General features: G+C 35.8%; 11 protein-coding genes. All 11 read left to right on the top strand.

Translation table 11 applies throughout. The features are described from left to right. The first annotated feature begins 79 nt into the window (after window positions 1-79). The 11 genes from tpiA to H964_RS00950 all read left to right on the top strand — a co-directional run bounded on the left by tpiA (window position 80) and on the right by H964_RS00950 (window position 13,053). Window positions 80-2,032 (top strand): triose-phosphate isomerase, encoded by a 1,953-nt coding sequence (tpiA, locus tag H964_RS11885; protein WP_083931409.1) that lies wholly within the window; start codon window positions 80-82, stop codon window positions 2,030-2,032. Window positions 2,033-2,056: 24 nt separating this feature from the next. Further along, window positions 2,057-3,595, top strand: coding sequence for a 2,3-bisphosphoglycerate-independent phosphoglycerate mutase (gene gpmI, locus H964_RS00995; RefSeq protein WP_039763916.1), 1,539 nt, complete (start codon window positions 2,057-2,059; stop codon window positions 3,593-3,595). A gap of 48 nt (window positions 3,596-3,643) precedes the next feature. Beyond that, window positions 3,644-4,948, top strand: coding sequence for a phosphopyruvate hydratase (eno, locus tag H964_RS00990; RefSeq protein ID WP_039763914.1), 1,305 nt, complete (start codon window positions 3,644-3,646; stop codon window positions 4,946-4,948). A 173-nt stretch (window positions 4,949-5,121) separates the two neighbouring features. Then, window positions 5,122-6,516 (top strand): glucuronate isomerase, encoded by a 1,395-nt coding sequence (gene uxaC / locus H964_RS00985; RefSeq protein WP_039763912.1) that lies wholly within the window; start codon window positions 5,122-5,124, stop codon window positions 6,514-6,516. A gap of 159 nt (window positions 6,517-6,675) precedes the next feature. After that, the gene (locus H964_RS00980; protein ID WP_039763909.1) at window positions 6,676-6,924 is read left to right on the top strand and encodes a DUF6364 family protein; all 249 of its coding nucleotides are present in this window, start codon (window positions 6,676-6,678) and stop codon (window positions 6,922-6,924) included. Beyond that, complete coding sequence (locus tag H964_RS00975) at window positions 6,911-7,339, top strand: PIN domain-containing protein (RefSeq protein WP_039763907.1); 429 nt, start codon at window positions 6,911-6,913, stop codon at window positions 7,337-7,339. Before H964_RS00980 ends, H964_RS00975 begins: the two co-directional genes overlap by 14 nt. Before the next feature lie 457 nt (window positions 7,340-7,796). Continuing rightward, window positions 7,797-10,001 carry a peptidase domain-containing ABC transporter gene (locus H964_RS00970; RefSeq protein ID WP_039763904.1) on the top strand — a complete coding sequence of 735 codons (2,205 nt, stop codon included), beginning with the start codon at window positions 7,797-7,799 and terminating at the stop codon, window positions 9,999-10,001. Continuing rightward, window positions 9,998-11,401, top strand: coding sequence for an HlyD family efflux transporter periplasmic adaptor subunit (locus H964_RS00965; RefSeq protein ID WP_039763901.1), 1,404 nt, complete (start codon window positions 9,998-10,000; stop codon window positions 11,399-11,401). Before H964_RS00970 ends, H964_RS00965 begins: the two co-directional genes overlap by 4 nt. A gap of 83 nt (window positions 11,402-11,484) precedes the next feature. Next, window positions 11,485-11,721, top strand: coding sequence for a hypothetical protein (locus tag H964_RS00960; RefSeq protein WP_039763898.1), 237 nt, complete (start codon window positions 11,485-11,487; stop codon window positions 11,719-11,721). Between the two features lie 58 nt (window positions 11,722-11,779). Beyond that, window positions 11,780-11,992, top strand: coding sequence for a hypothetical protein (locus H964_RS00955; RefSeq protein ID WP_039763895.1), 213 nt, complete (start codon window positions 11,780-11,782; stop codon window positions 11,990-11,992). 158 nt (window positions 11,993-12,150) lie between these two features. Continuing rightward, window positions 12,151-13,053, top strand: coding sequence for a hypothetical protein (locus tag H964_RS00950; RefSeq protein ID WP_039763892.1), 903 nt, complete (start codon window positions 12,151-12,153; stop codon window positions 13,051-13,053). The last annotated feature ends 22 nt before the right edge of the window (window positions 13,054-13,075 follow it).

Raw genomic sequence — 13,075 nt, 5'->3', positions numbered from 1 at the left:
GACCAGTCTTGATTTGAAAAAGTGGAACCATTATCTTAGGTTTTCAAGGAGATAGAATATAGAAGAGGTGAGATTACTAATGCCAAGATTGAACAAGAAAACAATTCGCGATATAGATGTAAGTGGTAAAAGAGTGTTAGTCAGAGTTGATTTTAACGTTCCACAAGATGAAAATGGGAATATCACAGATGATAGAAGAATCAGAGAAGCGCTTCCAACCATTAAATATTTGATTGATCACAATGCAAAGGTGATTCTTGTTTCACATTTAGGAAGACCAAAGGGTAAGTTTGATCCAAAATATTCTATGGCACCTGTTGCAAAAAGGTTATCTGAGCTTCTTGGCAAGGAAGTTGTGCTTGCAAAAGATGTTATAGGCGAAGATGCAAAAAAATGCGTGGAACAGATGAAAGAAAAAGATGTTGTTTTGCTTGAAAATGTCAGATTCCACAAAGAGGAAGAAGAAAACGATAGAGAATTTGCAAAGGCTTTAGCATCGCTTGCAGACATTTACGTAAATGACGCATTTGGCACAGCTCACAGAGCTCATGCTTCAACAGCAGGTGTTGCAGAGTTCTTACCAGCAGTTGCTGGATTTTTAATGGAAAAAGAGATTGAAATGCTTGGCAATGCTCTTGCAAATCCACAAAGACCTTTTGTTGCAATCTTAGGTGGTGCAAAGGTTTCTGACAAGATTGGAGTAATTATGAATTTATTAGAAAAAGTGGATAGCCTGCTTATTGGCGGTGCAATGGCATATACCTTCTTGAAGGCAAAAGGATATAAGATTGGAAAATCAAAATGTGAAGATGACAAGCTTGATGTTGCAAGAGAGATAATGAAAAAGGCAGAAGAAAAAGGAGTAAACCTTTTGCTACCCGTTGGAAGCATAGTAGCAAAAGAGTTTAAAAATGATACTGAGTTTATGTACGTACCATCAGATGCAATGCCAGATGATATGATGGGTATGGATATAGGAAATACCACAATTGAACTTTTCTCAAAAGAGATAAAGAAGGCAAAGACTATTGTTTGGAACGGTCCAATGGGCGTATTTGAATTTCCAAACTTTGCAAAAGGAACAGAAGCTATTGCAAGAGCTGTTGCTGAGGCTGTTGAAGAAAATGGTGCAATTGCAATTATCGGTGGTGGCGACTCTGCAGCTGCTGTTGAAAAGCTCGGCTTTGCTGATAAGATGACACATATTTCAACAGGTGGCGGTGCTTCATTAGAGTTCTTGGAAGGCAAAGTTTTACCGGGGATTGCATGTCTTCTTGATAAAAATCCAAGAAAAAAGATAATCGCAGCGAACTGGAAGATGAACAAGACTCCTATTGAGGCGAAAGAGTTTGTTGAAGAGCTGAAAAAATATATTGATGATGTGCAAGCAGAGGTTGTAATCTGTGCACCTTCAATCCTGGTGCCATATGTCAAAGAAGCAATAGAAGGAACAAATATAAAACTTGGAACACAAAACATGTTCTATGAAGAAAAAGGCGCATATACAGGTGAGATATCTGGTCCAATGCTCAAAGCCGTTGGGGTCGAGTATGTGGTAATAGGTCACTCTGAAAGAAGGCAGTACTTTGGTGAAACTGATGAGATTGTGAACAAGAAAGTGTTAGCAGCGCTCAAGTTTGGTCTAAAGCCTATTGTATGTGTTGGTGAAACACTTAAGCAAAGAGAATATGGTATTACAGATGAGCTTGTAAGGCTTCAAGTAAAGATTGCACTAAATGGTGTGTCTAAAGAAGATATTGAGAAGGTTGTAATTGCATATGAACCCATCTGGGCAATAGGTACAGGTAAGAATGCAACACCTGAAGAGGCAAATAGAGTAATTGGGGTTATCAGAAATGTAATTGCAGAGATTTACGATGAAGATACTGCGCAAAAGGTTAGAATTCAGTATGGCGGTAGTGTAAACTCTGCAAATTCAGCTGACATTTTCAATATGCCAGAGATTGATGGAGGCTTAGTTGGCGGTGCAAGCCTTAATGCTCAGGAATTTGCAAAGATATTACACTACTAATTATGGCAAGTAAAGGGGAATAAGATGATGAAAAAACCTGTTGTTCTTATCGTCATGGATGGTTGGGGTTACAACCCAAAGCAAGAGGGGAATGCTGTTGCTTTGGGTAAGACCCCCAACCTTGACTATTACGAAAAGAATTACCCATATACCTTGATTGGTAGCAGTGGAATGGACGTTGGTCTTCCTGAAGGTCAGATGGGAAATTCTGAGGTAGGTCATCTTAATTTGGGTGCTGGGAGAATTGTGTATCAGGAGTTTACAAGGATAACAAAGTCAATTAGAGACGGCGACTTTTTTGAAAAAGAAGAGTTTTTGATGGCAATAGAGAATTGCAAAAAATATAACTCTTCTCTTCATCTGATGGGGCTTTTATCAGATGGCGGTGTTCACAGTCACAACACTCACCTTTATGCACTTTTAGAGCTTGCAAAGAAGCATAATCTTGAAAAAGTTTATGTTCATTGTTTTTTAGATGGACGTGATGTCCCACCTTCAAGCGCAAAGATTTACATTGAAGAGCTTGAACAGAAGATGAAAGAGATAGGTTGTGGTAAGATTGCAACAGTGATGGGCAGATACTATGCAATGGACAGGGATAAAAGGTGGGAGAGAGTAGAAAAGGCTTATAATGCAATGGTGTTTGGTGAAGGCGAGTATGCAAGCTCAGCATTAGAGGCGGTTGAAAAGTCGTATGAAAAAGGTAATACCGATGAGTTTGTAATTCCGACTGTTGTGATTGAGAATGGTAAGCCCACTGCAACCATAAATGAACACGACAGCATAATATTTTTCAACTTTAGACCCGATAGAGCAAGACAAATCACAAGAGCATTTTGTGATATAGAATTTGACGGTTTTGAAAGGAAAAAAGGATATTTTGAAGTATTCTTTGTATGCATGACACAGTATGATGTCACTATAAAGAATTGCCATGTTGCTTTCAAACCAGAAAATTTAGAAAACACTTTGGGTGAGTATTTGAGCAAGCTTGGCCTAAAACAGCTCAGGATTGCTGAGACAGAAAAGTATGCTCATGTCACCTTCTTCTTCAACGGTGGTGTTGAAGTACCAAATGTCGGAGAAGACAGGGTTTTGGTACCATCACCGAAGGTTGCAACATATGACCTAAAACCAGAGATGAGTGCTTATGAGGTAACTGAAGCTCTTCTTGAGAGAATTGAAAACAACCAATATGATGTTATAATTTGTAACTATGCAAACGGTGATATGGTGGGACACACTGGAGTGTTGGAGGCTGCAATAAAAGCAGTTGAGGCTGTTGATGAGTGTATCGGAAAAGTTGTTAACAAAGTTTTAGAAAAAGGCGGAGTGGTTATTATTACTGCTGACCATGGTAACTGCGAACAGATGATCGATTATGAGACAGGTGAGCCTCATACAGCTCATACAACAAATAAGGTGCCTTTGTATCTTGTTGGGTATGGCAATGTTAAATTAAGAGATGACGGAATTTTAGCAGACATTGCTCCGACAATCTTAGACATCTTAAGGTTAGAAAAGCCTTCAGAGATGAAAGGAAGCTCGCTTGTTATTAAATAAATTCATTTATAGAGACTGAAAAAAATATTCAGAAGGAGGAATAAACGAATGAAAGTTGATCTTTCAATTACAGCTGTAAAAGCAAGAGAAATTCTTGATTCAAGAGGAAACCCGACTGTTGAAGTAGAAGTTGTTGTAAATGATGAGTTCGTAGGTAGAGCTGCTGTTCCATCAGGTGCATCCACAGGTATGTTTGAGGCTGTTGAACTCAGAGATGGTGACAAAAAAAGATATATGGGTAAAGGGGTTCTCAAGGCAGTTGAAAATGTAAATGAGGTTATTGCACCAGAGATTATTGGAATGAATGCTTTAAACCAAGTTGAGATTGACAGGCTTATGATTGAGCTTGATGGAACAGAGAACAAGAGCAAGCTTGGTGCAAACGCAATTTTGGGTGTATCTTTGGCAGTTGCAAAGGCAGCAGCGAACGCACTTGGTCTTCCACTGTACCAATACATTGGCGGTGTTAATGCAAAATATTTACCTGTGCCAATGATGAATATCTTAAACGGTGGTAAGCATGCTGACAACTCTGTCGATTTGCAAGAGTTTATGATAATGCCTGTCGGTGCAAAATCTTTTAGCGAAGCACTCAGGATGTGTGCTGAGACATTCCATCACTTGAGAAATGTGCTCAAAGCAAGAGGATACAACACAACAGTTGGTGATGAGGGCGGATTTGCGCCAAATTTGAAGTCTAACGAGGAGCCATTGGAAGTGATTGTTGAAGCAATCGAAAAAGCTGGTTATACTCCAGGTAAAGACATAGCAATAGCGCTTGACCCTGCAACCTCTGAGCTCTACAATGAAGAAGATGGAAAGTATCATTTCGAGAGAGAAGGTAAAGTTAGAACAAAAGAAGAAATGGTAGAATTCTGGGTAAAACTTGTTGAGAAATATCCAATTGTTTCAATTGAAGACGGTGTTGCAGAAGAGGACTGGGAAGGCTGGAAGATGCTCACTGAAGCACTTGGTAACAAAATTCAGCTTGTTGGTGATGATTTGTTTGTTACAAATACAAAGAGGCTTGCAAAGGGAATTGAGCTTGGTGTTGCAAACTCAATATTAATTAAGCTCAATCAGATAGGAACACTTACAGAAACTTTAGAAGCAATTGAGATGGCAAATAGAGCAGGCTACACTGCAGTTGTATCACACAGATCAGGTGAGACTGAAGATACAACAATTGCTGACCTTGTTGTTGCGGTAAATGCTGGTCAGATAAAGACAGGTGCACCGTCAAGGACAGACAGAGTAGCAAAATACAACCAGCTATTGAGAATCGAAGAAGAGCTCGGTAGCGTTGCCGTATATCCTGGAATGAACGCATTCTTTAACTTGAAGAAAAAATAACTCCACAAAAGTCCAAAGAAAAGTTTTTGGATTTGCAATGGAATAAAGAAAGAGGGAAAGTGTTGAACTTTCCCTCTTTTCATTTTATAATATATTCAAACAGATTGAGTTGTGAATTTTGTTTGAATTTTTACAAAATTGTGTTGAAACAAGTTACAAGGAGGTTTGGAAAGATGAAAAGATTTATGGATGAGGATTTTCTCTTGAATAACCAGACTGCTAAAGTGCTTTACGAAAAATATGCAAAAGATATGCCAATTGTTGACTTTCACTGTCATTTGAATCCAAAGGAAATTTATGAAAACAAGAAGTTTAGGAATATCACGGAGGTTTGGCTTGGAGGAGATCATTACAAGTGGAGGCTTATGAGAGCAAACGGAATTGAAGAAAAGTATATAACAGGTAGCGCAGATGACTATGAAAAGTTCTTGGCATGGGCAAAGACCATTCCAATGGCAATAGGAAATCCAATTTATCACTGGACACATTTAGAACTTAAAAGATATTTTGGAATAGATGAGATATTGAATGAAAAGTCAGCACCTATCATTTGGGAAAAGACAAACAAAGTTCTAAAAGAGCTTGGTGCAAGAGATATAATTTTAAAGTCCAATGTGGAAGTAATTTGCACGACAGACGACCCTGTTGATACACTTGAGTATCATTTAAAACTGAAAGAAGATAAAGACTTCAATGTCAAAGTTTATCCTACTTTCAGACCTGACAAGGGTGTGAACATTGAAAGAGAAACATTCATCCCGTGGGTAAAGAAGCTTGCAGAGGTATGTGGAAAGAAGATAGAAAGCTATGATGAGTTTTTAGATGCCTTAAAGTCAAGAGCAGAATTTTTTCACTCTGTGGGGTGTCGTGCCTCTGACCATGCTATTGACGATATGGTTTTTGCCGATGCATCTTTTAATGAAGTAGCTAATATTTTCAAAAAAGCTTTAGCAGGTGAGAAACTTACAGAAATTGAAGTTGCAAAATATAAAACGTATACATTGAGACTCTTAGGAAAGGTTTATTCAAGTCTCGGCTGGGCAATGCAGCTTCATATAAATGCTCTGAGAAACAACAACACACGAATGTTCAATATTTTGGGGCCTGACACAGGATATGATTCAATAAATGATAATCAAGTAGCTATTTCACTTGTTAAATTACTTGATTCATTAGAGAAGGAGAACTCTTTGCCAAAAACAATTTTGTATTCTTTAAATCCAAAAGACAACTATGTTCTTGCAACAATCATGGGGTCTTTCCAAGATGGTAGCATTCCTGGCAAGATGCAACTTGGTGCAGCTTGGTGGTTCAATGACAGCAAAGATGGTAACCTTCAACAGATGAAAGACCTTGCGAACCTTGGGCTCTTGAGCCGATTTGTTGGAATGGTAACAGATTCTCGAAGCTTTCTGTCCTATGTAAGGCATGAATACTTTAGAAGGCTTCTTTGCAACTTGATCGGTGAGTGGGTAGAAAATGGCGAATACTCTTATGATTTGGAGATACTTGGTAGAATAGTTCAAGGCATTTGCTATTATAATGCAAAAGAGTATTTTGGGTTTTAAAAGATAGATGAGAAAGACATAGGGTGGAGTTGTATATTCCACCCTATTTTTATACTTCCATTTCCTATCACATGATTGATTGGTGAATAATACATTCAAACTTAATGTTGAATCTCACGTAAATATGTGATACACTATTTTACGTGGAGGTGAAATAGTATGCGTAAATATCAGAATATTACTTTGTCTCTTCCCAAGGAACTTATTCAAAAGGTAAAACATATTGCTGTTGAAAGGAATACATCTATTTCTGCGCTGCTTACAAGCTTGTTAGAAGAGCTTGTAAATAGGGAAGAGTCATATCAAAAAGTATATTTACAACATCTTAAACTTTTAGAAGAAGGATTTGACCTTGGAACAGGTGGAGCAATCAGTTGGAGGAGAGAAGATTTATATGAAAGAGAGTAGCTATCAATTTGTTGACACAAATATTTTGGTCTATGCTTATGATAAATCTGCAGGGGAAAAACACGTAATAGCTAAACAAATTGTGGAGAAGCTTTGGAAAGAAAGAAATGGTGCATTGAGCACTCAAGTTCTTCAAGAATTTTTTGTTGTTGTTACAAAAAAGGTTAAAAATCCTTTAAGTTTTGAAAGCGCTTTTCAAATCATATCAGACTTAGGTTTATGGAAGGTAGCCACAATTGAAGTAAAAGATATTTTGGAAGCTATCAAGCTTTCACAAAGATATAAAATATCTTTTTGGGATGCTTTGATACTTTGCAGTGCTATAAATTTGGGATGTTCAGTAGTATTGAGTGAAGATTTAAATTCTGGTCAGTATTTTGGGAAAATAAAAGTAGTAAATCCTTTTTGTTTTTAAGTACATGGTGAAAATTTGAAATAGATTACATTTCCTTGGTTGTTCTGTTCTTTATTTTTTATCTTCCCTTATGTTTTGTTGCAGCTTTTCTCTAAAGATCAAAATTATAATACGATGGGGCTTTTTTCTTTTGTTACTACATTTACTCTATATGGTTATTTCTTTTATTCAACAAACTATATATTTTAACTATTTGCAAATTTGGCCTTGATATAAACTCAAGAAAATTTAAGAACTTTTAAGCTATTTAAAGAAAAGTGTATTCTGAGCTCAAAATTTGGTTGAAAATTGGCTAAAAAAAAAAAAAAAAAACGGGATTGACAGAGTGAAAATGTATAAGATAAAATTTGCATAGAAATTCCAAGAAGAAGTTTACAGAAAAAATAGTTCAAGTACAAAACAGCCTAAATAAGAAAATAAAGAAGCAAATATATCAAAAATCAAGTGGGATGTAGAGATGAGGAAAAGATACTATTGTGTAAAGCAGCATGATATAACAGATTGTGCAGCAGCGAGCTTAGCAACAATTTGCTTGCAATATGGAAAAGAAGTATCGATAGCTAGGATAAGAGAGATGGCAGGGACAGACAGGTTTGGCACCACAGCATATGGAGTTGTAAAAGCGGCAGAAAAGCTTGGATTTGAAGCAAAAGCAGTCAGGGCAGAAGCAAAAGAAGCAATATTTGAGAAAATACCACTTCCGTGTATAGCACATGTACTGATAGATGGCAAGCTATTTCATTATGTTGTAATACATGAGATAAGAAAAGAAAGGATAGTGATAGCAGACCCGGCCAAAGGAATAGTTAAGCTAAAGCCAGAAGAGTTTTTTAAAATATGGACAGGCATTTTGATACTTCTTGTACCAAATGAGAGGTTCAAGAAAGGAAAACAAGAGGGGGTTTTGAAAAAGTTTTTTAAGTTATTGAGACCACAGAAGAATTTGATATTGAATATTTTTGCAGTGTCAGTTGTATATACCTTGCTTGGTATAGTGGCAGCGTTTTATTACAAGTTTTTGATGGATGATGTAATACCAAATCTTTTGAAGAATACACTTCACGTTATAGCAGCAGGTGCGATACTGATTACAATATTCAAGGTGATATTAGGAGCATTCAGGGTAAGGCTTTTGATACATTTAAGTCAAAGATTGGATATTAAGCTGATGCTGGGGTACTATGAACATGTGATTAAGCTTCCGATGAGTTTTTTTGGTAGCAGGAAGATAGGGGAGATAATTTCGAGGTTTATGGATGCGTCAAAGATAAGGGATGCAGTATCAGGTGCAACTTTGACGCTAATGATAGACAGCATAATGGCAGTGGTAGGCGCAATTATATTATACCTGCAAAATTCCACGCTGTTTTTTATAGCACTTGTGATGGTTTTGCTGTATGCAGCGGTGGTGTTTGGATTTAACAGGGCATTGAGGGAAGCGAACAGACAGGAGATGGAAGACAATGCAATTTTGACATCATATTTGGTAGAGTCACTGAATGGGATAGAGGTAGTAAAGGCATTTAATATAGAAGAGGATGTGAATTTTAAGACAGAGAGCAAGTTTGTAAAGTTTTTGAAAGATGTGATTAAAGTGGCAAATCTAAACAATTTGCAAAGTAATATAAGCAGTGGGATAGCAGCGGTAGGTGTTATGGTAATACTATGGGTAGGAGCACACAAGGTAATAAATGGGCAGATGAGCATAGGAGAGTTGTTTACGTTCAATGCACTGCTTGCATACTTTGTAGACCCGATAAAGAACTTGATAGGATTGCAGCCGATGTTGCAGACAGCAATAGTTGCAGCCGAGAGGCTTAGTGAAATTTTGGAACTTGAGAGTGAGTTTCAAGAAGATGAGGACAAAAAGTTATCACCTAGTTTGAAGGGTGATATAGAGATAGAGGGTTTGAACTTCAGATACGGTACAAGACAGCTTGTGCTAAGAGATATAAATCTTAAGATAAGAAGAGGAGAAAAGATAGCGATAGTAGGGGAGAGTGGTTCAGGGAAGACTACATTGGCAAAACTGCTTTTAGGATTTTATGATTATGAAAGCGGTGAGATAAGGATAAATGGATACAATTTAAAAGATATAAACAAGAGGCATTTGAGGGAAAAGATAGCATATATATCTCAAGAGATCTTTTTGTTCAGTGGTACGATATTTAAGAATTTGGTATTGGGTAACAGGAATATAAAAATGGAAGAAGTGATTGAAATAAGCAGATTAACCACACTGGATGAGTTTATATCAAAACTTCCTTTGAGATATAATACGATGATAGAAGAGAATGGAGCAAATTTGTCAGGTGGGCAGAAGCAGCTTATAGCGATAACCAGGGCACTTTTAAAGAAGCCTGAGATAATAATAATGGATGAAGCGACCAGCAACCTTGATTCTGTAACCGAGCAGGCGATAGGAAAGGTTATAGAGAAAATATGTGAGGAGATAACAACCATAATAATAGCGCACAGGCTATCCACTATTTTGAAATGCGACAGGGTTGTGGTAATGCATGAAGGCAGGATAGTAGAAGTGGGGACGCATGAGGAACTCATGGCAAAGAAAGGGTATTATTATAACCTGTGGAGAGAGCAGCTGATAGGGCTTGAGCAAAAAGGGCTATGGGATTTGGTTGGGAGTGCAGCTGGAAGATGAGAGAGGTAATATATGATTTTAGCGAACTTAGGGAAAGCAAGCTTTTGTACGAGGCAGAGATTCCAAGGTATGGACTTTTTATTACATACATTTTGTTGGCTTTAATAATAGGGCTTGTTTTGTGGAGTATTGTAGGGAAAATTGATATAAATGTGAAGGTTCAAGGAATAATAAGACCTTGGGAAGATGAAGCAAAGGTGATAAGTTATGTTGGAGGGAAGGTAAAAGAGGTTTTTGTAAAAGAAGGTGAATATGTAAAGAAAGGTGAGGTTCTATTTAAAATTGATGATGAGGAGTATGTAAAGAAGAGGGATTTGTTAAGACAGCAATTGGGCGAAAATGAGAAAAAGATTGATGATTTGAAAGAATTGAGAAATAGCATAGAAAAAGGAGAAAGTCTCAGGAATAAAAATAATGCATACTATTTGAGGTACTTGAGCTATAGTTATGAGGTAAACGAATTAAGAAAAGCTGCAGAAGAAGCAAGAGTACAAAGAGAATACAGTATAATGGATTTTAAAAAGCAGATGGAGAGTTTGGATGAAAAGATTAAAAGTATTGATAAATTTGAAAGCATGTTAAGAGAAATAAAGGGAATTGTAAGCAAAGGCGATCAAGTTAAGATAGAAGAAAAATACGACATAGGGTATTTAGGATTTATATTGAGTGAAATAGAGGCTTACAATCAGCAGGTGAAGGCAAAATTGGATGGTAGTGATATACAGAAGAAGATTTTAGTATCGAAAATAGATTCAAAGCTTGATGAGCTGAGGCAGTCAAAAAGTGAGATGATTTTGCAGAAACAGAAAATAGAAGGGCAGCTGAAGCTGCTAAACATTTCAGGTGATGATACAAAAGGAGATATTGAGAAGTATCAGCTGGACATGCTGCAGCAGATTGATAATGAGATTAGTAATTTGAGTAATGAAATAAAGAACCTGAAAATCAACTTGGATGAAACTGAGAAGTTGATAGAAAGCTGTAGTGTAAGAGCGGAAAAAGATGGTTATGTGGAATACAGTAGCGAAATGGTCAGTGGTGTGGTAGTAAGGAGCGGAACTGAGATTGGCAGAATAGTTAACAGTCAGGCAAAAGGTTTTAAGATAATTGGATACATACCAAACACAAAAAGCAGTGGTATAGAAAAAGAGCAAAGAGTAAAGGTGAAATTGACAGGAGCAGGTGGCTTGAATGTAGTAGAAGGAAAGGTTACCAGGGTATCACGGGATATAAAGGTAGCAAGTCAAAGTGGGCAAGGATTTTATGAAGTTGAAGTAGAAGTGAAGAATGTTTCAAAAGGTATTAATTTGAGGGCAGGGCAAGCCTGTGAGATGAGCATAGTGGTTGAGCAAAAGCGAGTGATTGAATGGGTTTTAGAAAAGATGGGATTGAGGTTATGAGGTGAGGCAACAACCCTTTCATCAGCCGGCTGTGAGGGTTGGGATATATAATTAAATCAAAAAAATGAGGAGGTGTGAAAAGAATGAAAGAAAATTTGTCTTCATTAGTTGGACCAACTTTTGAAGAAATTGAGCAAATTGAGAAGTATTCTATAGCAGGAGGCTTTATATTTCTTGATGTAAATATAAATATAGATTTGAGCCAAATAATCAGCGCTATAAAAAGCAATTTACCAAAAATTACTGCAGCTTCTGCAGGAGCATCGGCAGCTGGTGCTATCAGTTATTATTATAGTTTCAAAAAAGGATGGGAACTGTAAAATGAATAGGAATAATTTAATACTTCATTATTAAATATGGAATGAAGGGGTGGCTTAAATGAGTTTTCAAATTTGTGAAGAAAGAGCAAAAGTATTGCTGGGAGAAAATTTTGAGAGTATGACTAAACAAGAGCAGGAAAATGTATGTGGTGGTATTGCATTTTTGCCAATTGTAACATGGTTTCTTGCAAGTGCGGCGGTAAGCGGTGGTTTTAGTGCTTTTATAGGATTGAGAGATGCTGTTCATTTGAAACATGGGAAAGAAGATTAACAAAAATTAATCTATCCTTCTTTCTAAATGGCATATTAAATTGAATTGAATTGTAATAAAGGAAGAGGTTGTCTTTATAAAATTATTGAATTTTTACATGAAAAAATTAGAATAAAGACAGCCTCTTCCGTGATTTTTAAAAAGGAGATATAGAGAATATGTTAACTATTATAAAAGCATTTGTTCTATTTATAGTTTTAAATATTACAACAATAGTATTTCATGAAATAGGTCATTATATAGGAGCAAAAATTTTGTGGGGAAACAAAGTTTTTGTAAACGAAATGGGAATACTTAATTTTGTAATTAAATTTAGAAATTCAAATTTGAACTCAACAAAAATAAGTATTGAAAAGAAAAAAGGTTTTTATGTGGGAGGATATTGTCAGTGTTCTTTTGCAAATATCGAAAAAGAAGAAGTTACAGATTTTTATAAAATACAAATTAAATTTATTTTACTTTTGTTAAATGGTATTATTGTCTCAATTGTTGTGGACTTTTTACTTTTGTATTTTATTTTGGGATATAGTGTTTTTAAGTCTTTATTAATAGCATTAGTTTATCCCATAGCATTAATGATAGTGGAAGTAATTGTATATATTGATAGAGGCTATAATTTTTATAATACATATCCGGATATAGTAGCTGTTTTTTATATATTAAAGAAAAATGAATTATTTCTTGAATGGGAACTTTATAGAGAAATTTTAATTACAGAGCATGAAAGGAAGTATGAAGAGGATAAAAAAGAGATAAAAAAGTATTTAATAGAAAGGATAATGTGTAAATTAAGAGAAAAACAAAAAGTTGAAAATATTAATTCACTGATTATGACAAAGATTATTGAAGAAATTTTACTTCTTTACGGGTTAGGATTATTAGAAGACTTTGTTTATAATATAAGTTTAGAAATAATTACGAATTTTATAAAGTTATCTAATAAAATGCTTACACAAAAAAAGAATCTAAAATCTTATATACAGATTTGTAATTTAATTGGAGCTTATTTGACAAGTTTAACATTACAAGGTAAGCACGATGATAATTTTGATAAATTTTAAAAAGATATATTCTGTTAAGAAA

The sequence above is a fragment of the Caldicellulosiruptor sp. F32 genome (assembly GCF_000404025.1).
Lineage (GTDB): Bacteria > Bacillota > Thermoanaerobacteria > Caldicellulosiruptorales > Caldicellulosiruptoraceae > Caldicellulosiruptor > Caldicellulosiruptor saccharolyticus.
Note: the sequence above shows the minus strand (reverse complement) of the source record. Positions and strands in the feature narration are given on the sequence as shown.